This is a genomic window from Streptosporangium sp. NPDC000095, from assembly GCF_042899335.1.
In the GTDB taxonomy this organism is placed as follows: domain Bacteria; phylum Actinomycetota; class Actinomycetes; order Streptosporangiales; family Streptosporangiaceae; genus Streptosporangium.
The window spans coordinates 18525-41434 of record NZ_JBIAZS010000032.1 but is presented as its reverse complement, the minus strand read 5'-3'; the positions used below and the strand labels follow the sequence as shown (position 1 = coordinate 41434).

The 22910-nt window shown below is 62.8% G+C and carries 25 protein-coding genes and 1 tRNA gene; 13 read left to right on the top strand and 13 right to left on the bottom strand.

The genetic code is table 11. From position 1 onward, the window contains the following. Positions 1 to 70 precede the first annotated feature (70 nt). From ACFY3V_RS38645 to ACFY3V_RS38610, 8 genes are all read right to left on the bottom strand, one after another. The gene (locus ACFY3V_RS38645) at positions 71 to 1105 is read right to left on the bottom strand and encodes an RDD family protein (RefSeq protein WP_389780286.1); all 1035 of its coding nucleotides are present in this window, start codon (positions 1103 to 1105) and stop codon (positions 71 to 73) included. A gap of 297 nt (positions 1106 to 1402) precedes the next feature. After that, complete coding sequence (locus ACFY3V_RS38640; protein WP_389780284.1) at positions 1403 to 1537, bottom strand: hypothetical protein; 135 nt, start codon at positions 1535 to 1537, stop codon at positions 1403 to 1405. A gap of 12 nt (positions 1538 to 1549) precedes the next feature. Then, a complete protein-coding gene (locus tag ACFY3V_RS38635; protein ID WP_389780282.1) occupies positions 1550 to 2218 on the bottom strand; it encodes a hypothetical protein in 669 nt (222 codons plus the stop codon). 140 nt (positions 2219 to 2358) lie between these two features. Then, on the bottom strand, positions 2359 to 2760 hold the full coding sequence (locus ACFY3V_RS38630) for a DNA-binding protein (RefSeq protein WP_389780280.1): 402 nt from the start codon (positions 2758 to 2760) through the stop codon (positions 2359 to 2361). Beyond that, positions 2757 to 2975, bottom strand: a complete 219-nt coding sequence (locus ACFY3V_RS38625) for a hypothetical protein (RefSeq protein WP_389780278.1) — start codon at positions 2973 to 2975, stop codon at positions 2757 to 2759. The genes ACFY3V_RS38630 and ACFY3V_RS38625 overlap by 4 nt, the downstream gene beginning before the upstream one ends. 232 nt (positions 2976 to 3207) lie before the next feature. Then, complete coding sequence (locus ACFY3V_RS38620) at positions 3208 to 3489, bottom strand: hypothetical protein (protein WP_389780276.1); 282 nt, start codon at positions 3487 to 3489, stop codon at positions 3208 to 3210. A 9-nt stretch (positions 3490 to 3498) separates the two neighbouring features. Further along, a complete protein-coding gene (gene lepB / locus ACFY3V_RS38615) occupies positions 3499 to 4041 on the bottom strand; it encodes a signal peptidase I (protein ID WP_389780274.1) in 543 nt (180 codons plus the stop codon). A gap of 395 nt (positions 4042 to 4436) precedes the next feature. Beyond that, entirely contained in the window at positions 4437 to 4667 is a 231-nt protein-coding gene (locus tag ACFY3V_RS38610) for a hypothetical protein (protein ID WP_389780272.1), read from the bottom strand. 179 nt (positions 4668 to 4846) lie between these two features. On the opposite strand from ACFY3V_RS38610, the gene ACFY3V_RS38605 reads away from it, so the two are divergent. The 3 genes from ACFY3V_RS38605 (at position 4847) to ACFY3V_RS38595 (ending at position 6388) form a co-directional block, all read left to right on the top strand. Continuing rightward, positions 4847 to 5404 carry a TetR/AcrR family transcriptional regulator gene (locus ACFY3V_RS38605; RefSeq protein ID WP_362907404.1) on the top strand — a complete coding sequence of 186 codons (558 nt, stop codon included), beginning with the start codon at positions 4847 to 4849 and terminating at the stop codon, positions 5402 to 5404. Positions 5405 to 5413: 9 nt separating this feature from the next. Continuing rightward, the gene (locus tag ACFY3V_RS38600; protein WP_362907402.1) at positions 5414 to 6040 is read left to right on the top strand and encodes a hypothetical protein; all 627 of its coding nucleotides are present in this window, start codon (positions 5414 to 5416) and stop codon (positions 6038 to 6040) included. A 96-nt stretch (positions 6041 to 6136) separates the two neighbouring features. Next, positions 6137 to 6388: a helix-turn-helix domain-containing protein gene (locus ACFY3V_RS38595; protein WP_389780270.1), complete on the top strand. Its 252-nt coding sequence runs from the start codon at positions 6137 to 6139 to the stop codon at positions 6386 to 6388. Positions 6389 to 7178: 790 nt separating this feature from the next. Here the strand turns inward: ACFY3V_RS38595 and ACFY3V_RS38590 are convergent. Continuing rightward, positions 7179 to 7247: transfer RNA gene (locus ACFY3V_RS38590), tRNA-Phe, on the bottom strand. 977 nt (positions 7248 to 8224) lie between these two features. Here ACFY3V_RS38590 and ACFY3V_RS38585 point away from each other — a divergent pair. Further along, positions 8225 to 9139: a pentapeptide repeat-containing protein gene (locus tag ACFY3V_RS38585; RefSeq protein ID WP_389780268.1), complete on the top strand. Its 915-nt coding sequence runs from the start codon at positions 8225 to 8227 to the stop codon at positions 9137 to 9139. A gap of 45 nt (positions 9140 to 9184) precedes the next feature. Here the strand turns inward: ACFY3V_RS38585 and ACFY3V_RS38580 are convergent, their stop codons facing one another. From ACFY3V_RS38580 to ACFY3V_RS38565, 4 genes are all read right to left on the bottom strand, one after another. After that, on the bottom strand, positions 9185 to 12853 hold the full coding sequence (locus ACFY3V_RS38580) for a hypothetical protein (RefSeq protein WP_389780266.1): 3669 nt from the start codon (positions 12851 to 12853) through the stop codon (positions 9185 to 9187). Positions 12854 to 14277: 1424 nt separating this feature from the next. After that, a complete protein-coding gene (locus tag ACFY3V_RS38575; protein WP_389780264.1) occupies positions 14278 to 14415 on the bottom strand; it encodes a hypothetical protein in 138 nt (45 codons plus the stop codon). Positions 14416 to 14546: 131 nt separating this feature from the next. After that, positions 14547 to 14750, bottom strand: a complete 204-nt coding sequence (locus ACFY3V_RS38570; RefSeq protein WP_389780262.1) for a hypothetical protein — start codon at positions 14748 to 14750, stop codon at positions 14547 to 14549. Further along, positions 14747 to 15151, bottom strand: coding sequence for an ATP-binding protein (locus tag ACFY3V_RS38565; protein WP_343963282.1), 405 nt, complete (start codon positions 15149 to 15151; stop codon positions 14747 to 14749). Before ACFY3V_RS38565 ends, ACFY3V_RS38570 begins: the two co-directional genes overlap by 4 nt. A 155-nt stretch (positions 15152 to 15306) precedes the next feature. Between ACFY3V_RS38565 and ACFY3V_RS38560 the strand changes: the two genes are divergently transcribed. The 9 genes from ACFY3V_RS38560 (at position 15307) to ACFY3V_RS38520 (ending at position 22560) form a co-directional block, all read left to right on the top strand. Further along, the gene (locus tag ACFY3V_RS38560) at positions 15307 to 15615 is read left to right on the top strand and encodes a putative quinol monooxygenase (RefSeq protein ID WP_030905153.1); all 309 of its coding nucleotides are present in this window, start codon (positions 15307 to 15309) and stop codon (positions 15613 to 15615) included. Then, on the top strand, positions 15612 to 16814 hold the full coding sequence (locus ACFY3V_RS38555; protein ID WP_389780259.1) for a helix-turn-helix domain-containing protein: 1203 nt from the start codon (positions 15612 to 15614) through the stop codon (positions 16812 to 16814). Before ACFY3V_RS38560 ends, ACFY3V_RS38555 begins: the two co-directional genes overlap by 4 nt. Positions 16815 to 17139: 325 nt before the next feature. After that, complete coding sequence (locus ACFY3V_RS38550) at positions 17140 to 17478, top strand: hypothetical protein (RefSeq protein ID WP_389780257.1); 339 nt, start codon at positions 17140 to 17142, stop codon at positions 17476 to 17478. Continuing rightward, the gene (locus ACFY3V_RS38545; protein ID WP_389780256.1) at positions 17471 to 18853 is read left to right on the top strand and encodes an FtsK/SpoIIIE domain-containing protein; all 1383 of its coding nucleotides are present in this window, start codon (positions 17471 to 17473) and stop codon (positions 18851 to 18853) included. Before ACFY3V_RS38550 ends, ACFY3V_RS38545 begins: the two co-directional genes overlap by 8 nt. Positions 18854 to 18858: 5 nt before the next feature. Next, positions 18859 to 19488 (top strand): DUF2637 domain-containing protein, encoded by a 630-nt coding sequence (locus ACFY3V_RS38540; protein ID WP_389780254.1) that lies wholly within the window; start codon positions 18859 to 18861, stop codon positions 19486 to 19488. 12 nt (positions 19489 to 19500) lie between these two features. Next, complete coding sequence (locus ACFY3V_RS38535) at positions 19501 to 19632, top strand: hypothetical protein (RefSeq protein WP_389780252.1); 132 nt, start codon at positions 19501 to 19503, stop codon at positions 19630 to 19632. A gap of 132 nt (positions 19633 to 19764) precedes the next feature. Beyond that, positions 19765 to 21120, top strand: coding sequence for a replication initiator (locus tag ACFY3V_RS38530; protein ID WP_389780299.1), 1356 nt, complete (start codon positions 19765 to 19767; stop codon positions 21118 to 21120). Beyond that, the gene (locus ACFY3V_RS38525; protein WP_389780250.1) at positions 21113 to 21289 is read left to right on the top strand and encodes a helix-turn-helix domain-containing protein; all 177 of its coding nucleotides are present in this window, start codon (positions 21113 to 21115) and stop codon (positions 21287 to 21289) included. The genes ACFY3V_RS38530 and ACFY3V_RS38525 overlap by 8 nt, the downstream gene beginning before the upstream one ends. Then, on the top strand, positions 21289 to 22560 hold the full coding sequence (locus ACFY3V_RS38520; RefSeq protein ID WP_389780248.1) for a tyrosine-type recombinase/integrase: 1272 nt from the start codon (positions 21289 to 21291) through the stop codon (positions 22558 to 22560). The genes ACFY3V_RS38525 and ACFY3V_RS38520 overlap by 1 nt, the downstream gene beginning before the upstream one ends. The last annotated feature ends 350 nt before the right edge of the window (positions 22561 to 22910 follow it).

Here is a 22910-nt window from a genome sequence, read left to right as displayed (position 1 = left end):
CGTGGTCGGCCAAGACCGTCCAGAGCCGTTGTCGGCCCCGCACTAACAAGATCATGTCAGTGGCGGCCTGTTACGACTGAGGTTGGGCGTCCCTCACCCGGTCGCACACCACCGCGGTGCCCAGCAAGCGGTCATGAAGCACCCGGCCTTCGGCGTCAAGGAGCATCCAGAGCCCGTCCACGAAAAGACAGAACAGCCCGACGTCGGGGACGAGGACGAGCAGGAGAAAGACCAGCGTGCGGAGCACAGCCCGGCCCGCGCCCAGCCGTCCGCCCGTACTCGCCGCGATGACCCGGACACCCAGTAGCCGCTTGCCAAGCGTCCGCCCCCACAGAGCATGCTGCGCCCAGAAGTAGAGGAATAACACGGACAAGATAGCCAGCTCCACAGGCTCCGCGCTGCTGTGAAGCATGTCGACTCGCCCCAGAAACCCGTACCCCATCCGGAACTCGGAACCGAGGCCGATCAAGGACCAGACCGGCCATACGACGACACCCAGGACGGTAACAACGATCAGATAGTCGGCCAGGGTCGCCATCGACCGTCGCCACACGATCCCGGCCTGTGATGCGCCCGGCTTGTTCCCGGTGACGGGCCGCATCTCGCGCGACGCGGCGAACACCAGCGCCGCGGCCCCCAGGAGACACAGCTCGGTGATCCACCACCCACCGACCACCGCACCGAACCCGCCGGCGCCGAACAGTGAGACCGTCTCGCCGTAGATTCCCCACCCGCCGTATGACCAGGCGAGAAGTTCGACGGCCGCGATCAGGACAAGGAGCCCCGCCACCCGTCGGCCCGTCACCCCGGGATCCCGGCGACCGAGACACGCCATGAGGCCGAGCAGCACCATGAGAGCCGGAACCGCCCACTCCTCCGCGGTCTCCATGACCACTTCGAGATCACGGCGCAACGGAGCGAACGGTGACAGCGTCAATCCGCTCTCGTACAGACCCACGACCCCGTAGATCAGGTCGGACCCCACATGGGTCTGGGGAAACTCCTCAGAAGCGAGTCGCTCGCGCCACAACGCCCAGGTCGGCAAGGCGGCGACGACCGCAGCCGCCACCCACGCCGACAGCGATAATCGGGAGAGCTCCGGCACGATGCTCCTTTCGCCCTGGGAGCGACACCCTACGACGCCCCGGCACGCGGTACAGAGGCGATGCCGGGTCTGTCACCGCACCACACCGGAGAAAAATCAGAGCCGTTTCCCATCGAGCCACGACGCGATCTTTCGGTCAGTGCTCATCGTGCAGCACTTTCACACGGGCTTTGATGATCTTGACCGGTTAGGGCTGATCCTGCCGCATCCGGCTCATTGCGGCCAGGGCATCTTCCAGGACCGGGGTCCGGGAACAGCTCCGCCCAGGTAGGTGGACTCCTCCAGCTAGTTGCGGTGTCAGCGTGATCCCTCAACCGCCTCGCGACCGAGGCCGTACCCGTCGGTGAACTCCGCAGCCCATGTCTGGAACGCCCCGTCCAGGTTCACGAGCGTGTTGTCCGGATCGAAGAGCGCGAGCCGTTGCACGATCACCAAACCGTCTTCTCAACCGGCGACCGATGGGTACCGGGCCGCCATGAGGTCGTCGGCGAGGTCGGTCATGGTGAGGTCGGCGTTCAGCGCGGTGACCACCGCCTGTGTCAACGGGCGGAGGGCGTAGACGTGCCGCACCGCATCGAGGTCCACGGGGACCTCGTAGTAGTCCTCGGCGAACCGCTGAAACGCCTCCGCGGACGGATCGGCGAGCCGCCCGAACAGGTGCGTCGCACCGTCGGGGTCGCCGACATCGTCTGGGTAGTCAATCTCGCCCACCTGCCAGCGGTCGTCGCCGGCCTCGCGCCACAGGCAGGCGGTCACGACCGGCATGCCCTCCTCGTCGCAGAACGCGGGCTCGGCCACGCAGTGGCGGAAGACCTCGGGAACGGAGTCGAGCACCCCTGACCACGGCCCGTCGTTGCCGTACGGGCTCATCACCGCCTCATGGTCGAAACCACGGATGTACGCGCCCGCTGCCGAGAAGACGATGGAGTATTCGTCCCCCGACCCGTTCCGCATCGAGGCCATCTCCTCCCCGGGGCTCCAGCCTGCGTCGAAGGAGTGATAGCGGCTGGACCAGTCCGGGCTCAGGATTGCCTCCAGCACCGCCATGGACCGGCACACGTCGCGAAGCACCCGAGTATCGGGCAACAGCCGGGCCACGTCATGAGCAGTCATGAGCCCCATCCAATCGGACGCATCCTCCTCCGCACCAAGGCATGACGGTCCGTCTCATCACGCCGAAGCAGCGACAAGAACATGACCAGCACCGCGCCGCCCAGATAGTGCATGATCGGCCCGACCTCGATGATGTTTGCTCAAATGCCGATGAGCCGGACACGGTGACCACAGAGCCGGGCCATGTCATCGACATCAGAGGTCAGCATGACCACCGGGCCCGGCTGGCGCAGTGCCACCTCGGCGACCGTCGCATCGATCGCGTATTTATGGCCGTGCAGACCTGCGGTCTTGAGCAGTCCCGCGGACGCCTTCGCCGCCGCCTCGGTCAACGGCTCGACCTTGACCCGGGAGAGTACCCACTGCAGTCGAGGCAGATTCACCCGCGTATGGCTGACTTCCACAATGGTGTTGGCACCGATGACGAAATCGGCCCCCATACTGTGGAACACCTGGAACATCGCGAGAATCTTGCGGTCCTGTGCGATCCAGGCGGAGACTCCCTGGGAGTCGAGCACGACGGTTTCAACGTGCTCGATCACGCCGCGCTCGCCGAACCCCCAGGGGGCGCCTCCCCGAAGATCCTGGAATGAGCCTCAGCCAGTTCCTCCTGGCTGAACTCCCCGTGCTCCTCCTGATGACGTAGCAGGTCCTCGCCGAGGAGTTGGTGGCGAAGCCGGCGCGCCACCGCCTCGGCGACAAAGCCGGAGATGTTGTCCGTGAGCTTCCTGAGCTCGGCGACCTGATCGCTCGGCAAGGTAACCGTGATACGCGTCGTATCCGCCATAGCAGAAGCATACTGCAGTATGCGGGCGAGTGCGGCTTCGCTCGGATGAGACTGCACGATCGAGCGATCTTGCACCTGCCGACAAAGTCATCCCTTTCCTCCCAAGCAGCCGCATAGGCTAGGCCCATAAGATGGCTGCCCGGAATCACCGTGGTCCCTCAGTTCCAACCAGGGCAAGATGAGCAGCCACAACCCCGGCGGCTCACAGCATGGCGTCACCATTTGAGGTTTCCAGCAGCAATTCAGTCATGGTGGCGGTATTGACCGCCCGAACCGTGTGAAACGCTCTCTCATCGCAAGAGCTGTCGCGTCCCTCCTGCGGTGTGGCGCTTGCCGGGCGAACATCGAGGATGCCGAGAGAGTCGACGAGCCGGCCATCGTCAGCATCGCACCCATAGTTCAGCACGAAGAAAGCGACGGGAACGATCAGGGCACCGCCCCGCACAGCAGCGGCCACGAGCACCGCGATCGTCGAACGCTTCATGAGCGAGTTCTACTTCGCGGTGCTGACGTCGATGACTCCGAGGACGTTGGACACAGGGACGGTGCCGTCAACCCCCACGCGATGGTGGTTACGCGAGTCAAGAGAGACATCGCGATTGTCGCCTTGGACCCAGATACGCCCCTCCGGGACGACTATCGGTTCGAAGATGATCTGCGAAGCCCGCTCGTTGGTCACATATGGTTCATCCACCGGCTTGCCGTCAATGACCATCCGATGCTGCGGGTCGCAGCAACTGACCGTGTTCCCTGGAACGCCGATGATTCGTTTGATCATGTAGCCGCCACTTCCGCCCCACGACTTCGGGGGCAGAAAGGCAATGACGTCACCCGTCTTGGGGGTGTACGTCCCGTCGGTCACCGTACCGGTTACCACGGCACCCTCCTTGAGCGTAGGCATCATCGCCTCGCTCGATTCGCGGTAGGACTCTCTTCCTGTCGCCTTGGAAATCAATGGCTCAGGGATGACCGGGCACGCGGAAACCCCCACAACCACAAACGAGATGATCAGTACATATAACGCACGAAACACCATCGCAGCATTATCCGGGCTGGACATCACTCCGATGACTCGCGTCTCATTACGATCTTGTAGCGGGATGCCTGAGCTTGTTCCGCTTCGGCGAACGCCCTTGGTGTGGTGGTCAGGCTGCCGGGGCGGCCTTGTAGATGTCGGGGCCCACGTAGCCGAAGCCGACCTCGACCTGGAACGTCAGAACCCGTTGTCGTCAAGCACAACGAAAAGCGCCCCGGCCATGATTGGCTTGGGGCGTTTGTGCTGCTCAGTTGCTGCGTTCAGGGGTGGGGTCGAACCGCCGCCCTTCCGCTTTCAGGCGGAGCGATCACCCTGCTCCTCTCGACGGACACGAGGTCAGAAGGCGGTGGACGGCTCCGGAGCGTGGCGACGAACCGCTCCGCGAGAGCATTCGCCTATGGTGAGCGCGGCGGGGTCTTCAGGACCCGCACGCCCTCCGCGGCGAGCACCTCGTCAAAGCCTCCGCCCAACTTGCCACCCCGGTCCCGGATCCGGAATCCGTCGGCCCGTTCGCCCAGTTTCACGAGCAGATTGCGGGCCTGCTGCGCCGTCCACGCGCCGGTCGGATAGGCGGTGATGTGGAGGATGTGCACGCGCCGCGTCTGGATCTCCATGACGAACAGCACGTACAGCCGAGGCTAGAAGGCCAGGTCAACCGCTCGGTACCAGTTCTGGCACCGGACACGCGGCCCGCAGCCTGGTTCGCCTGACGATTAGGCCGCGGCGCGTACTGATTGACATCTGCTGGCTATGTCAAATAGCTTTTAAGATATGCAACGTAGCTACGGGAGCGGGGACACCGACCATGCCTAGGGCCGGGCTCACCCGCAGCCGGGTCGTCGACGCCGCCATCGAACTCGTTGACAAGCACGGCCTTCCAGCGCTGACTCTCGCCGCCGTCGCCGAGCACTGCGGCGTCGCGGCCCCGTCTCTCTACAAGCACGTGAGCAACATCGCGGACCTGCGCACTCTGGTCGGCATACGTGTGATGGAGGAGATGACGGACAGTTTCACGGCCACCGTGCTCGGCCGCAGCGGCACCGACGCCATAACCTCGCTCATGCGGGCCTACCGCGCCTACGTGACCGCACACCCCGCCCGCTACGCGGCCGTCCCCATCGACCCGCTGCACCAGCAGGAATACGCCGCCTCCGGGCGCCGCATGCTCGAGATCATGCAAGCTGCGCTGCGCCCCTGGCAGCTCGACGAGAACGAATTGATCCACACGATCCGGGCCGCCAGAGTAATCGTCCACGGCTTCGCGTCACTGGAGGCGGCGGGTGGCTTCGGCCTGCCACACGACCTCGACGAAACCTACGAGCGCCTGATCCGGCTGTTCCTCGCCACCCTCCCCCCGCTTTAGGAGATCGCCGTGCCCCTCACCCACACCCGACTCGCTGCCGCCGCTCTGACCGCGGCCGGTGTGTTGTTCTTCCTCTACCCGGCGCTTCGCCCGTGGGCAGATGAGTCCACAGCCGACGGTGCCCTGCACGCGCTGTCCTCGCCATGGTGGGTGGCGACCCACCTCTTTGCGATGATCGGGTTCATCCTCGTCCCGCTGGCGCTGCTGCCGATCAACCGTATCGCCGCCGTCATCATGTGGATCGGCGCGGGGCTGACCCTGCCCTACTACGGCGCGGAGAACTTCGCGCTGAACACACTCGCCATCAAGGTGAGCGACGGACAGCAGTTAGACCTGCTCGGCCTCGCGGAGAGCATCCGCTACCACCCGGCAGCGGCCACCACGTTCCTCATTGGGCTGATCCTGCTGGGCGCCGGCGCACTCACCGCCGCCGTCGCGATCTGGCGCTCCGGCGTACTGCCTCGATTCAGCGCAGTGCTCTTCGGCCTCGGCTTCGCCCTGTTCATCCCACAGTTCTTCGTCGGCGAGGCGGGGCGAATCGCGCACGGCGTACTCATGGCCGCCGGATGCGGGTGGCTTGCGGTCTCCCTTTGGCGGACCCGCACCTCTCCACTTGGTCGCCCCACCATCGCGTAACACTCGACGCACAACAGCTAGTGTGCCGCGTCTAAAGTTCGTGGGCTAAGTCCAAGATGGCGGGACGGCCCAAGACCCCGGTGACGCTTTCCGCCGATGAGCGGGCCACGCTGGGCACGGCGGGCGAAGTCCTCGCAGGTCCTGGCGATGCGGTCGAAGATCGTGCTGGCGTGTGCGAACGGCCTGGACAACATCGAGATCGCCGCCGCTTTGCGGATCCACCGCGACACGGTCTCCAAGTGGGGCGGCGCTACGCAAGCCTCGCAAGGCCGGGCTGCGTCACCTGATCTCCGAGCGAACCGTCCCGCTTCCCTCGATCTGCGTGGAAGCGCTTCGGGAGCACCGTAGGCGACAGTTCGCCGAACGCTCCGACCGCTGGGACGACTGGGAGGAACACGGCCTGGTCTTCCCGTCCCGGCGCGGGACGCCCATGGAGCCGGACAACCTCCGGCGAAGCCGGGGAGCGATTCGCAAGGCCTCCGGCCTCGGCGACATGCGCTTGTTGAGTCGGCCTGAGGCGCGGTGCCGGGATTGCTCTCGGTCCGTTTCCCCAGGCCGCTCGCCGAACCCCCCGTGCCGATCTCTCGGCAACGGGCTCTCCACGGTTTCTGCCGTCAGGCGGGGTTCGCAGGAGGCCATGGGCTGGGAATCTTGTTGCCTCGGTAGGCATAATGGGTGACCGTCATACGCTTGCTGAGGCTGAAATACTCGACCCCGCCCGCGGCTATCACCCACCGGCCATCTGGACCACACACAGCATCGATGAGCTCTGGCGCACTGCACGCGACCTCCTCAAGGAAGCTGACTATGTGAGTGAAGCGGATGAGCTAGAACATGTGCAGCGAGTGCTGTTACAGCTACACGACCTTGACCCAACGTCTCAGCACTTCCGCTATCCGGTGCCCCCCAGGGAGTAACAACCCTTAACAGGGTGAACCGAGTTCATATAAGGCGCTTCCAGGAGGCTACGGAAGAGGTGGCCTCTTTCCTGGACGCAGCAGAAACCGGGATCTGCGACATGCTCGATTTTCGATCAGAGTATGAGTCTGAGATGGACCGCGAGTGACGTTGCTGTCACTGGAGATCAAAAAAGCCCCGAACGATAATCGCTCGGGGCGTTTTTCCTGCTCAATCAGTGTGGTCAGGGGCGGGGTCGAACCGCCGACCTTCCGCTTTTCAGGCGGAGCGATCACCCTGCTCCTCTCGACGGACACGAGGTCAGAAGGCTGTGGACAGCTGCCGACGTGTGCCTGTGGTGGCCGATGTTGTCGTCACTGTTGTCGTCAAGTGGATCCGTCCGCTCATCGGCGGGCACCACGAAGAGCGGACGGACTCGCGGGGTAACCATCGGCGATGGCACAGTTGCTGTCCTCCAGAAGCACAGAGAATCGCAGGACGCTGAGAAGCTCCGCGGCGGCGAGTCTTGGAATGGGGGAAGAGAACAGACATGTCTTCACGACGGCCTAGGGGCGGAGCCATCTACCCGACCACCGTGACGCCACGGCCGAGCAAGCTCATCAAGGCGTACAACGAGCCGAAGGCGAAGATCAAGCCTCGACCCAACCGCTGCCTTACGTCCGACTGCACGACCTTCGGCACATCCACGCAACCACGCCCCTCCTGGCCAGCGTTCCTATGCACATAGTCGCGACTCGACTTGGACACGCTGATCCGGCAATCACTCTCCGTGTCCATGCCCATGCGATCCGCTCAGCAGAGACCGCCGCTGATATCTTCGCCAAAGCTCTCAAATAGGAGATAAACCGGTCTCCCAAAGAGGCCCCTGATCTTGTTCAGCGCAAGCTCAGGGGCCTCTCTCTGCTTGGCGGGAGGCAATCGGTGAGCACGACATCAGCAGCCAGATCCGCAGGAATCAGATGATCAGAGGCAAACTAGCCGGCCGAGTCGCCGTGATCTTGCATGAGAAACTAATGTTTTCTCGACAAGATCAATAGACATCGGACCCCTTCATCAATGCATCATAACGATCAGGAGACTCGCCGACGAGGACAGGGACTGTCGGCTGGTATGGCCAGTATGCGTCTGCCCGTGAAGCTCCGCCGCTCTCGCGGGGCTTCATCGTCCCCGTCGACGCCGCCAGTGCCGTTAGTGTTGCCCACGCCGCGACCCGCCGCGTGGTGGATCATTCCTGCCACCCTCTTGGTTGGCTGCACCGTTACTGTGGTGGCCTGGTGGCTGCTCAGTAGCCTGCCCGCGCTGCCGAAGACAGCGGAGGAGGTTACCGCACGGCAGGGCGCGCTACAGATTGCCCTGGCTGCCGGCGCAGGAATTGGCGCCGCCATTACGGTGATGCTGACCTTCCGCCGTCAGCGCCATCAGGAACTCAACGCACTAATCACCAGCCAGCAAGCCGATCGCGTCGCCGAGCTGGCCGAACGCGTCGCCGAGCACAACAAGCAGGACGCGACCGAGCGTCGGGTGACCGAGCTGTACACCAAGGCCGCCGAACAGCTCGGCCATGACAAGGCCGCCGTCCGCCTAGCTGGTCTGTACGCGCTGGAGCGCCTTGCCCAAGACAATCCCAACCATCGCCAGACCATTGTCAAGGTCATATGCGCCTACCTACGTATGCCTGCACCACCCTCATCGGTCGACCAACCACAGGCCCGACCTGAGACCGTATGCACCGCCCGCCATTTCTGGTCATCTCTAATCAGAAACCCATCCCCCGTCCTCCCAGTTAATGCGGAGCAGAAACCCTTCATGCACGACGCGGAGGGCGAATGGCAAGTCCGGATCACCGCCGAGCACATCCTGACTGACCACCTACGCGACGAACGCACTCCTGAGCAGCATGAGGGTGGAACCACCGCCGATTCCCGTTTTTGGGAGGGCATGCGCATCGACCTGACCGGTGCTACCCTTACCGATCTCGACTTCCGTAACTGCTACCTTGTCGACGCGAGGTTTGTCGGGACGACCTTCACTGGAAACGCTCAGTTCGACGGGGCGACCTTCACCGGAGACGCTCGCTTCAACGAGGCGACCTTCGCCAAGGAGGCTTGGTTCGATAGGGCGACCTTCACTGGAAACGCTCAGACTGAGGCATGGACTTCCCCTTCTAGCGTGGAGACCTGACCTAAGGAAAAGGGCTCTCATCGAGTCAGGCGGCCGGACTTGCCGCTACATCTCAGGGACGGATCTACTCTTCACCGGCTCCGCTAGTATGTCCGCCCAAATAAGTCCGTCAACTATATCTTTGGGAGCAACAGCAGCAAGTGTCTCCGTGCTCTTGCCAAGAGGCCCTAGATGCAAAGCAGTAGCAATATAATAACGACTCTTGCAGATATCGCTGGAAGCCAAAACTTGCGCCAATCGAGACCAAGCAGCCGCCCGTTGACCGAAATCAGAAATCAGATCGACAAGCGTCTCGGCGCGTTCCACATGGCCAAGCAACGCCAATTCACATGCCAAGTCCGACAGCAGTATTACGTTTTCTCCGCTGCGCGTGCCCAGTCGGCCAGAAAAAGCCGAAAAATCTTCCCATCGCCCCTGTTCAATCATTGAGGAGGCAACACCGCGGACCGTGACCGCAAAATATTTCGTTTGGCGCAACATGGAAGCTAATTGCACGGCTTTAACCATGTCGCCCATAATCGACCTTGCAATCGCGAGAGCCGACATCGCTATCTGTCGCGATTCCTGCGATTGCTCCGCCAGCGCTATTCTTTCAATGTCCGCGAAAAGCTCTTTCGCTAGGGAAGGCTTGGAAGTAGCACATGACCGCAGGATTATCACTAAAGACTCAGCTCGGATAGACAGATCTCCTATGGCATTCGCATGAGCCAACGCCTGATCGAGATTGCCAGCAAGAACATAGTCTTTGACAGAGACCGATCGCTTCGGCAGAGGCCCCTGCGTCAAAGTCGCTAGGTGCATGTCAAGGTTGGCGCCGAGTTCGTCCAACCCCGCTCTTAGAAGAGCAGCCCTTATCGCATTTAATGCGTACGTCCTTGATTTCACAGACTCAATCGAGATCGCAAGCTCGATCACCTCTCTCGCTAAGCCTTCTGCACTAGCGCGGTCATTTGCTGCTAACGCTTCAACCATACGCCCATGGATCACCGCCCGTTTGATAGGAGGCATAACTTGATCGAGGAACCTAATGGCTTCAGCAGCGCGTCCAGCTTTTGCGAGAAGCGAAGCACGCATAGACACGTGACCGAAGTCCCGTGAGTCGTTTTCAACCGTTTCGAAGTATTTGAGGGCAGCGCTCGCCCCATAGGCACCGCATATTGCAATTGCAATGTCAGCAGAAGCTAATGAGAGAGCTTTTGAGTCTCTTCGCGTAAGTCTCTCCGCTTGGAGCGCCAACCGCATAGCCTCCATAGGATCGGAGAGAGCTATTGAAAATGCCACATCAACAAGTATCGTTGCTTGCGTGCTTAAGTGCTTCGCTCTTGCTGCTTCTTCCAGAGCCTCGTTCACAGCACCTGCTCTCGCCATAATCCTAGCGAGCCGCATCGAAAGCTGACGCTCACCGTTCGGTGAAGTACGTGACAGACTCTGGCGTAGTCCTTGGACCTCCGAACGAAGCGCCGCTGCAGTAGATGGCGCACTTGATTCGATCGTTAGCGCTAAAGCCTTCAGCGCCGACGCCTTAGGCGAGATACCAGTGATTTGATGCGCCAAATCGATAGCCCTATCAAGCTCACCATGCTGAGCACACAAACAGGCCAGATCTATCAGAACTTCATCTCTACCTCTACGCTCACTTTTACCCCCCCTCGCCCTCACATCATTCAGTATATCGACGATCTTTAGGGCTGTTCGCTCGAAATCAAGTGTACCTTTGTCGCAATGTTTCAAAATACCTAGATACGCTTCTGCCCGCTGAATCCCAGAAAGCTTTCGCGCTATCACTTCAGCCTGCTCATGTCTCCCTTCGTGAGCCAAGGCAGCAGCTCGACTAACCCGTACTCGTGCGCGTAGATAGTTGTTCTTAATTTTGGACTCAGCATTACGTGACTGTCTGGTATAGCCCTGATTTGCGAGGGCTTCAGCAAGTCGCGCCATCGGAGCATCGCTTCTACATTCCAGTTGCGCTCGCTTAGCGAGCCTCGTCGCATCATCAATCTTCCCGACGTTCACCAAGGCAACGATAACTGATCCAAAAGCCTCTGCTCTAGCCGCAGTTCCTTCGGTGGCTTCGATGAGGTCAACCGCTTGTTTGGTCTGACCTTTATGAACAAGAACTGATGCCAAGCGTCGCACGGGCAGATTACTATTTTCCGAATTGAGACTTCTCACCATGGACAATGCACGCCCCACGTCCCCCAGTTGAGCGTAGAGGGAAGGGAGGAGAAGTGGCACGAGCACATTGCGTCCTCGGATCAAATCACGGCGTGCGGCCAAACAAACCAGCTCCGCCAGATACCGCTCAGGCTCACCACTCACATGCAGGATAAGTTCTGCGGTAGAAAGGATTTCTTGAAGCGCGCGATCATCCCCTCCGGTTCTGCGCGCCAGCAGGTCCCCTCGGGACGTGTCCGCGACAAGCTTTACTAGCGGTCGCAAGCTGGCAGCATTTCCTTCAAAATCTTTCTCTACCTGTGTTAGCAAGAGCTTCGAATATCCGAATAGTGAAAACTCGGAGCTGGTATCGTTCCAGCCCCTTTCGATTTCACGCTCCGCCCATTCACTTAGACGTGAATAGTAGCTCAGCATCATATCGGATAGCTCATGTAGAGCGATTTCTTGAAGGGCCTGGTGTGCTAAGACAAGTATATCCCGAGTTGTTGCTATATGAAGGACCCGTCGAGTCCGGAGACTGCGGGCGATTGTGTTTTCTAGTGCATCGCGCACTTGATACCGGGGTCGACCGGTAAGGTCTGCAAGATCGTGTAGAGTTAAACCACTATTGGCTCCAGCGATAAATCCAATTATATCTGCTTGGAGATCTCCACCCCTAAGCGCATCACGTAGCTCAGCGATCGCAGCCTTTTTGATGTCTTTTGCCAGTGAGGAAGGAGAGAGGTGTCTCACTGTAGCTTGCCTTATAGGATGCTCAGTTGGAACATCGTCCGGCAAACCCGGATAATGTCTGCTGGTAATAATAACTTTGATCTGGCTGCTCAAATCGCGCGCCGAAGGGAGCAGGCTTGCGATACTTTCTAGTCCCGCCCCAGGACGGGCGCCTAAATCCTCATCAAGCCCGTCAATAATCAGCAGCAATTTTTTTCCGACGCGAGCAGACGCAGCAACAGCTTCTTTTAGGAGCCTCCTATATACACCGCGCCGGCCAATCGAACCATCACTACTGTATGGCTGCCTGTTCGCGATATAAGCCAGCTGCTCACTGATTGTTGTCAGGTAGGCGTTCGAATCAGACTGCGCTGATAGTCTTTGAGTGATATAGAATGCGGCTACATTCACCTGATGTGGCGGATTCAGCGCCAACCAAGACGCCAACGCCGTCTTGCCGGCCCATGGGTCTGCTCGCCACCACAAGTAATTTTCCGGGCTATCAATAAACCTGTTGACTTCCGCGAGCTCTTTTTCACGCTCTAGGAGGGAGCTTGGTGCAATGGACTCGATGTCCGCAACGTAAAACGATCGGAGATCTAACGGCTGTGCAGCGTGCCACTGAGGCCAAAGTGTCGTGACAGCTTCCTTGATTTCATCCAATTCGAGATACTTGCGCCCATTCCGCACATTACGGGCGATCCAATCTGCCCCAAGTGCGAGTGCTTCGTCGTCATCCGGCAACCCAAGATTACGCAGCTGCGAAGTAAGAACGTCCCGAATACGCAGCGGGGTAAGAGCGGTGTCAAATCGGAGCACCGAAAGCATAGACAACAGTTCGGCTTCTGTCAGTCCAGTTGCTGCAGCCCAGCTAGCACGCTGCCTCCCTCGCGAAGATTGAGGCGAACCTGTCCCGGCGTGTGGCATGAGGAGCGAAGTACGTGTGTCGCACTTGGACAGCAAAGGATCTTGCGGATCGATGGCGCGTGTAGTTACCAACGCCAAGTCAACTTTATTTCCATGCGCAGCTAGTCGCCGCCATGCCGTTGCTATCTTTCCGAGAATCGATGGACCGCCCGAACGGCTCGGTGCAAGCAAGTAATCATTGTTAATCAACTTAGTTGCATCGACTGCATACTTGACTTGCAGATAGGAGTGCGGAGCTCTCGTGCGATAGAGCACAACGTCGTCGAGATTTCCTGCTCCATCCACCTCGATGCCTACGGCCACTACCGGATTCTGTTTCAGTAGGGCATGCTCTAGTAGCGCAGTGATGCATCCCTGCCAAGCAACGTGCCACTGGTACATGTCCCCAGCGATGCGGGCGCCAGTCCTGCTCGGCGTCGGTAGAGGATCCACATCTTTATTGTGAAGCAAGATGAGGTCATCTCGCACAGATCTGAGTTATAAGGGATCCTGCATGGCCATCGACAGCCGCACGCCCCCTGCCGGGACGATCATCCACTCCAATCAGGGGGCAGTTTGGCTCCTGGGCCTTCACCTAGCAGGCAAGGGACTCCGGTCTGCTGCCGTCGATGGGCAGCGTGGGGACTGCTTCGACATCGCCATGATGGAGTCTTTTGGTCGCGGATGCCGGTCGAGGTGCTGGACCGTCGCTGCTGGAATACCCGGATCGAGTTGACCAACGCGATCTTCGAGTACCTGGCGATCTGGCCCAATCGACAGCAACGGCATAGCCGTCTGGGCCTACCCCACCCCGATACAGTCAAGAACGCGTCCACCGTGGCATAAGAATCCAGAAACGCGTCTCCACTGAAGTCGGGGCGGTTCATGCGGCCACCCTTCTCACTCGATGGCAAGGGCCGACGAAGTCGGTCTGCGGCAGCCGATCGCCCTAGCCACGTGCGGTGAGTCCCGGAGTCGGCGATCGTCACGGCCTCAGCCAGTCGCCAGCTTCGCGGCAGTTCCGTAGAGGGTTGGGAGATCACCGAGTGCTGTCGTACGTTCTCGTGAAATGCAGAGGCTTCGTTTCGGCTCTTAGGTGATCGAGCGTTCTCCAAAAGTGCTGCTGCTACCGCTCATCTTCTCTATGCGGTTCTGCCAGCGTCTGATGATGCGGCGGGGTGGCCGGGCGGGACCGGCCCGGAGAGGCCGCACGCCCGCCCGGACCGCCCGGCCGCCCGCCGCCCATCGGGCGGCGGCTTGAAGACGTAGAGAAAGTTCTCATCCGGAGTAGGCAAACTCCGGTGGCCTTGAACACATAGTGGCTCACGACGGTCTCACCTGGTACTTCACGGGTTGTCGCTGAGCGGGCTGCCGTGGTCGCGGGTCAAGCCGACGAACACCAGGGCTACTTCGATCTCGCCGATACGCCGTGGACCCAACCCCCAGATCTGATCGAGTCGGCGTGTGCGCAACAGCGCGATCACGTCCGCGACCGTGTCGGGTCGGTCGAACGAGGCTCCGCATGCTTGAGTGAGCGGGCTGTATGCCCTGGCAGACAGTACGGACTTGAGGCACTCGATCGGGCAGGCCGGTGTAATCACATGAGAGGTAAGGGTCATCGCCGCGGTTGGGGTCTGGTCATGGGGCGGCGGGACTGGAAGCTCTCGACACGGGTCGCGAGTTCCTCGGCGGTGTCGGCGGTGAGCGTGGTCGTACGGCCTTGGAGGGCGAACCACCGATACGCGAACGGGTTGTAGAGGAACGCCCAGGCGGGGAACCGCTCACGGAGAGCGTGTAGCGCTGGGGGCGTGGTGCTCATGGAGCGGGTGGAGGTAGCTCGACCCAGACCGTTCGGCCGGCGGCGTCGCCCTTGAATCCCCATGCGGTGGCGAGAGCCGTCACGAGGTAGAGCCCTCGGCCGCCTTCGCGGTTGGGGGTAGGGAGGCCGAACACGGCGGGGCCGCCCTGGTCTGCGATCTCTATGTAGGCGGTGCCGTCGGGGTTGCGCTTGACGGTGGTGGTGAAGAGTCCCCCCGGTTGTCCTGTGCGCGTGTGCTCGACGGCGTTGGTCGCGAGTTCGCTGATGATGAGCTCGGCGTCCAGGTGGTCGGGAAGGTGGGTCTTCACGAAGAGGCGGGCCGCGCGTACCTGTTCCTTCTCTCCCAGGAAGGTTCGGTGCCATCTTCCAGCGCCTTCACGGCTGTCTGGGGGTGGGGTCATCGTCGGCTCACCTCGCGATCAAGCAGGTCAGGGGCACTCACCATGTGACTGATACTTAAAGTACGAGTACCATACTTATAGTGCAAGCCACTTGGGGTACTTGCGCCGCACAATAAGTACTGATCTCGTAGAGGCTCCGACGAAGGAGGACACCCATGTTCGGTCTGATGGTCCGATTCACCTGTAAGGACGAGGCAACCGCCGAGGCGTTCGATCAGCTGGTCGGCGAGACCATCGAGAAGATCCGCGACGGTGAGCCGGGAACGCTGGTGTACGCCTCGCACCGGGTCGACGGCCAGCCGCTCCAGCGGATCTTCTACGAGCTCTACCGGGACCGCGCGGCCTTCGACACCCACGAGGAGCAGGAGCACACCAAGCGGTTCCTGGGCGCTCGGGAAGAGCTGCTGTCCTCGGTCGAGGTCGACTGGCTGACCCTCCAGAGCGGTAAGGGAACGGCGGGGTGAGCACCGAGTACCAAAGAGCCCTGGGGCGACGCATCGCCCAGGAACGCAAGCGGCGCGGCCTGTCACAGCCGGAGCTGGCGCGGCTGGTCGATCGGTCGGTGGCGTGGATCTCCCAGGTGGAGCGCGGGGTCCGCAAGGTCGATCGCATGTCGGTCCTGGAGAAGGTCGCCGAGGCCCTCGACATCCCGCTCTCAGAACTGGCCGCAGAGGCACCGGTGGTCGCCGCCTCCGCCGAGGAGATCCCGGGAACGGCCGGTCTGCGCCTGGTGCTGTCGGGAGCGCACTCCCTGCGGGCCATGCTGCACTCGGCCCCCGTCCCGGCCACGTCGGAGATCAAACCGCGGGTCGATCGGGCCTGGGAGCTGACGCACGAGAGCCGATACGTGGAACTGGCCGACCTGCTGCGGGGCCTGGTGCCCGCGCTGGAGTCGGCCGCTCGATCGGCTCCCGAGGAGCGGCGGGCGGAGCTGTTCGAACTGCTCGCGGTGACCTACCAGGCGTGCTCGGCCGCGCTCGCCAAGCTCGGCGAACCCGAGGCCGCGTGGATCGCCGCCGATCGGGCGATCGTCGCCGCGGAACGGGCGGGCAACCCGCTGATGATGGCGGCCGGCGCTTTCCGGCTCGGCTTCGTCTTCCTGGGCGCTCGTCACTTCGACCAGGTGGAGGAGACGGCTCGCACAGCCGCCGAGGCTTTGTGGTTCATGGTCGACGAGGGCGAGCCCGAGGCCATGTCGCTGTGGGGTGGTCTTACCTTGCAGCGGGCCGTGGCCGCTTCCCGGCTGAACGAGGCGGATACCGCGTACCAGCATCTGGCGCGGGCTCGTGAGGTCGCGGAGCGGTTGGAAGAGGGACGCAACGACTACAACACCGAGTTCGGTCCGGCCAACGTCGCGCTTCACGAGGTGGCGGTGGCGGTCGAGTTGGGAGACGCCGGTCATGCGCTGCGGGTCGGGACGGCGGTCGACACCTCGCCGCTTTCGAGCGAGCGGCGCGCTCGGCTCCAGATAGACCTTGCTCGCGCTCATGCCCAGCGTCGTCAGGTCGCAGAGGCCGTGTCCGCGCTGCTGGAGGCGGAAGCCATCACGCCGGAGCAGATACGGAACCACCGAATTACCTACCAGCTGGTGTCCGATTTGCTGACCATGCAGGACCCGCCCTCGCCTGAGCTGCGGGAACTCGCCGACCGAGTTGGAGTGTAGAAAAAGTACGTGCACTAATACTAAAAGTACTAGCAGGTACTCGCGGTGCGAGGTAGCGTTTGTGTTGACGCTGAAGCTCTCCCCAACAGGAGGTGACAGCCCAACGCAAACGCTCTTCTGCGTTTCAGGGGCAAAAAGCGAAAGACCGCTCTCGAAGAGCGGAGACAGGCCACACATGAAAGTGGCCTGAGCGGGAGACCCGCCCAGGCCGGATGCGGTCAGCACCCTAGTTGGCGCTTCGATGCTATCGCGTTCGGTTCTGACGGCGTGCGATCTCCCTCGTCCCCCATGCCCTGCTCAGCAGGCGACGAGAGGTGTTTTCAGCATGCGCAACATCCCCATCCCGGTCGACGTCTCCCGGCTCCAGTTCATCTGCGTGAAGGCTCCGTGCCCGCGCATCGTGAACAAGGAGACCGGCGAGTTGAAGACCGACAAGGCCAGCGGCCAGACCGTCTACGAGGTGCTGTTCTCCGTTGAGGACGCCTTCGGCAAGATCGAGCTGGTCAAGATCGGCGTCGTCGGGGAGCCCTCGGTCTTCCCCGGCAACGAGGTCAAGCCTGTCGGCCTGGTCGGCTACGTCTGGGAACTGTCCGGCCGCTGGGGCATCGCCTACCGGGCCTCTGCACTCCTGGCCGCCACCACCGTGGAGGCACGCGGTGTCTGACGGTCTCCTCCTCACGCTCGGAGTCCTGGCCACCTCGGTGGCCGGGCTCTGGACCTGGCACCGCTGGCACTACCGGTCCTTCTGGATGTGCCTCGGCTACCCACTGACCGCCGTCACGGTCCGCTTCACCTGGCGCAAGGTCGCCTTGGGCTGCGGACTGACCAAGAAGCGGCAGCGCTTCTGGTTCACCACCGTCCCCGGCCTGATCTCCTCGACCGGCCTCGTCCGCGTCAAGCGGCGCCTGCAGCGGGTCGCGGTCGACACCAAGCCGTGGATGTGGCTGCCCATGCCGACCCGTCACGGCTGGCGCGTCACCATCCGTCTCCTGGAGGGACAGATCCCCGAGGACTACGCCCAGGTCGCCGACCGGCTCGCGCACTCCTGGCGCGTGCACGCCGTACGCGTCTCCTCGACAAGGCGGGGCCGCGTCACCCTCGCCGCGACCATCCGAGACCCGCTGGTCCGGATCAGTCAGGTCCCCGTCTCGACCGAACTCCTCAAAGTCACCGTCGGCCGGTTGGAGACCGGCTCCCCCTGGGTCATCGACTTCCGGACGGTCCCGCACTGGCTCAACGCGGGCGCCACCCAATCGGGCAAGTCGAACCTGGCCAACGCCCTGATCATCGGACTGTCCCCGCAACCGGTCGCGCTCGTCGGCTTCGACCTCAAAGGCGGGGTCGAGTTCACGCCGTACGAACCTCGCCTCTCAGCGCTGGCCACCTCCCGCGCCGAATGTGTGGAACTGCTGGATGACCTCGTCGCGCTGATGGCTGACCGGATGGCCGCGTGCCGTACGGCCGGAGCACGCAACATCTGGCAGCTGTCCAGCGACCGGCGGCCGGTTCCCGTCGTGGTCCTGGTCGACGAGCTGGCCGAGCTGTATCTGATGGCCGACAAGTCCGAGAAAGACGAGATCGCCAAGACCTCAACAGCACTGCTGCGGGTCGCCCAGCTCGGGCGGGCCTTCGGGATCTATCTCTTCTGCTGCGGCCAGCGCATCGGCTCCGACCTCGGTCCCGGCGTCACCGCGCTGCGCGCTCAGTGCTCGGGACGGATCTGCCATCGCGTCAACGATCCTGAAACCGCGACCATGACCCTCGGCGACCTCGCCCCCGCGGCGCTCGTCTCCGCTCGGGCCATCGCCTCCGAGACACCCGGCGTCGCGATCGTGGCCGGACAGGACGGCCAGTGGTACCGGGCGCGCTCCTTCTACGTCTCCGAGCAGGCCGCCGAAGACGCCACTCACACCTACGCCAATCTCACTCCGTCCTGGGCGGAGATCACGGCCGGTACCCGTTGCGCCGAGGTGACCGATGCCGACCTCGCCGAGTTCCTCACCCCTGACCCCGTACTCCCGGAACTCCGGAAGGGCTGACCACCATGCGACGCCTCGCCTCCTGGCTGCTGGACTCCGGTCCCGTCATCGTCTTGGCGCTCATCGCCGGTGCCGGCTCTTTCTCCCACGTACGCAAGACAGCGGTGGAGCACGGGCAGACGGGCTGGATGGCCTGGGCGGTGGCCGTGTGCGTCGATCTGACCTGCGTCATGGCCGCCCGCGAGCGCCAACGCGACAAGGAGATCGGCCGCAAGCGAACCGGCCCGCTCTCCTGGCCGACCTTCGTCCTCGTCGCCGGAATCGTCCTGTCCCTGGCCGCCAACCTCCACCAAGCCGAACCCTCCGTATGGGGCTGGCTGACCGCGGGGATTCCCGCCGCGGCGTTCCTGATCGCCGTCTCAATACTGGAACGCCGGGCAACCGGCCCCCGCCCCGAACCCTCCCCGGCCGTACCCGAGTCGGTCACCGCGCTTCCGGTTCTCCTCTCCGTCTCCGACGACGACCAGGGCGACGGCGCCGAACCATCTTCCGCGCTCCTCGACTACGCCCGCCGCGTGGCCGACGAGCATCACGCCAAGCACGGCAAGCCCATCACCCTCGACCTGCTGCGCGCCCGCCTGGGCGTGTCCGGTCAACTCGCCTCCGACCTACTGCGCCACCTGCGCACGGCGTGAAGGGAGTTCTCCATGCCCGCCGAGACCGAGCTACTTCCGGTGGTTCGTTACCGCTGCTGCACCTGCAACGGGACCGGCGTCACCGGTGACGGCGAGACCTGCCCCGACTGCGACGGCATCGGGATCGACAACCACGGCGCATAGCCATGAGCGCCCCCCGCGTGGCCACACAACCGCCAAGTTCCGCGCCACGCCGGGGGCCATCCCTCACAGATCACTCTGCACAGGACGGAACCCATCTTGCCCACCCTGACCGATCCACACGCGGTAGCCGGAATGATCTCCCGGCTCCGTGATCCCCACTATGAGCGCTGGGCCTCCCAGATCCGCCGGACCGGCGGCTGCCGACAGCCGATCCACCTGCGCGGAAAGGTCGAATACTGGGACCGCGCGACCGGCACCCTCCTGCACCGCTACAGCACCCACCTGGAACCGGACGGCGTACTGCGGGTGGCCTGCAAGACTCGCCGCGCGACCCGCTGCCCGTCCTGCGCCGAGACCTACCGGGCCGACACCTACCAGCTGGTGCGCGCGGGCCTGGTCGGCGGCAAGGGTGTCCCGGCCTCGGTGAGCGCGCACCCGTGCTTGTTCGTCACACTCACTGCGCCGTCCTTCGGGCCGGTGCACGTACGACGGGAGAAGAACAGCAAGGTCCTGCCGTGTCGCGCCCGTCGCGACGCCGAGACATGCCCGCACGGGCGGGTCATGTCCTGCACCTTCCGGCATGGGGCCGACGAACCGTGCCTTGGTGAGCCGCTGTGCCCGGAGTGCTACGACTACGCGGGCTCGGTGCTGTTCAATGCGATGTCCCCGGAGCTGTGGCGACGCTTCACCGAGGCACTGCGCCGACGCATCGCCAAGAACGCCGGACTGACCCAACGGGAACTACGGGAACAGGCCGTCATCTCCTTCGCCAAGGTGGCCGAGTACCAGCGACGCGGGGTCGTCCACTTCCATGCCGTGGTCCGCCTCGACGGCTCGGAGGGACCGGTCACGGCTCCCCCGGCCTGGGCGACGGCCGACCTGATGACGGACGCCGTACGGCATGCCGCCTCGGCGGTCGCGGTGACCGTGCCGAAGGTTCCCGGTGAACCAACGCGGGTCTTCCGGTGGGGTGCGCAGCTCGACGTCCGACAGATCACCATGGACGGCGACCTCTCCGAACAGGCCGTCGCCGCCTACATCGCCAAATACGCGACCAAAGCCGCCGAGTGCGTCGGCACGCTGGACCGGCGCATCAACCTCCTCGATGACCTGGCCGCCCTGCCCATCCGCGACCACCCTCGACGGCTCATCGCCGAGTGCATGCGCCTGGGCGTGCTCGACGAGCTGACCGAATTCCGGCTCGTGCAGTGGGCTCACATGCTCGGCTTCCGCGGCCACTTCTCCACAAAGTCACGGCGCTACTCCACCACCCTCGGCGACCTCCGCGCCGATCGGGCCGACCACATGCGCGACGAGGCCGTCAGCACCGGCCGACTCCCCCTCTTCGAGGAGGACACCGTGCTCATCACCTCCCACTGGGACTACGCCGGACAGGGCCTGTCGGCCGGTGAAGCGCTCCTGGTCGCCGCCTTGACCGGTGTCCAACCACCTGACCACGCGAGTCGGCCGGAGGCTGCCCATGGATGACCTTGTGATCACCGTCGACGAAGCCGCTCAGAAGCTCCGCGTCAGCCGGTGGACCCTCTACACCCTGATCCGCTCGAACCAGCTCAGGACCATCAAGATCGGTCGTCGTCGGCTCGTCCCGGTCGACGCGCTGGCCGAATGTGTCGACAACCTCAAGGCGGTGGCGTGATGACCAGGACGAAACTCGGCACTCCTGAGGAAGAGCCGAAGGGCAACAAGAATCGCAAGACCCGCAAGCGGTCCAACGGGGAGGGAACGATCGTCCAACGCAAGGACGGACGATATGAGGCGAAGGTCTTCGTCCCCACCACGGCAGGAACGATCAAGCGCGTCAGCGTCTACGGCAAGACCCGCGAGGAATGCCACGGCAAGTTCATCGAACTCAAGGCGCAAGCCGATCAGGGCATTCCGGTGGCCTCCGAAAGCTGGACGGTCGGCGACTACCTGACGTACTGGCTTGAGCATGTCGTCCGGGCCGAACGGCGCCCCAAGACCGTGCAGGGCTATGAGGGGGTGATCCGGCGCTATCTCATTCCTGCCCTCGGCCGGAAACGGCTCGACAAGCTGAATGCGGCCGAGGTCCGCCAGTTCGTCACGTCGCTGCGCAACGGCTGCCAGTGCTGCCAGCGGGGATGGGACAAGGCGCGCAAGCCCGCCGAGTGCTGCGCGAAAAAGGCCAGCACCTGCTGCGAGTACAAGATTCAGCCTCGGATGGTCCAGTCAATCCACGCCGTTCTTCGTAACGCTCTGGAGAGCGCGGTCCGCGAGGAGGTCATTCATCGGAATGTCGCCAAGCTCGTGAAGGTCTCGCCGCCCAAGTACAAGGTCAACAGGGGTCTGACGGTTCCCCAGGCCAGAGCGATTCTCAAGGCGGCCCCCGGTCATCGCCTCGGCGCGCTGTACGTCCTGGCCGTCTGCCTCGGCCTGCGACGTGGGGAACTTCTCGGGCTCCGCTGGCAAGACCTCGACCTGGAGACCGGAACACTCGAAGTGATCCAGACCCTTCAGCGGGTCGGCGGTCGACTCCAGTTCGTGAAGCCCAAGACCGAAGATTCCGAGCGCACCATTCCGCTCCCGCCGATCTGCCTCGACGCTCTCAAAGAGCACCGTAAGCGGCAGTTCGCAGAACGCGCGGACCGCTGGCCGGACTGGGAGGATCACGGGCTCGTCTTCCCCTCCCGCCGCGGTACGCCTATGGAGCCGGACAACCTGCGACGGAGCTGGGCGGAGATCCGCACCGCGGCCGGACTCGGAGCCGTACGGCTTCACGACCTCCGACACACCTGCGTCAGCCTGCTCCTCGACCTCGGGGTGCCTCCGCACATTGTCCGGGAGATCGCCGGCCACTCCGACATCGAGGTCACGATGACCGTATACGCGCATTCGTCGCTCGACGACAAGCGTGCCGCCCTTAGCAAGCTTGGAAATGCTCTCGGTTGACCTCTGCTGACCTCAGATACGCCCCGAATTCACGACTCGGGGCGTATCCATTTTCAGGGCCAAGCAACCTCTGCGTTGGCGTTGCGCTGAAGGGGTACCAGGGAGTACCCTCAATCATTCATAGGATCATCCTATGAATTTTCTCATAAAATAACCGCTATTGCCGAGCCGCGTAATGCCCGCAATAAATACCCGGCAGTTAACGAAAGGTAAGTTGCTATGCCTCTCCGCCTCCAAGTAGACAGCTCGGATCGCGACGCCCTCGTAAGAGCGCTGCTCGCCCTCAGCAGTCACAGCCACGGGAAGCGACTAACTTCAGATGATCTTCGGCACGTCCCGGATGAAACCCT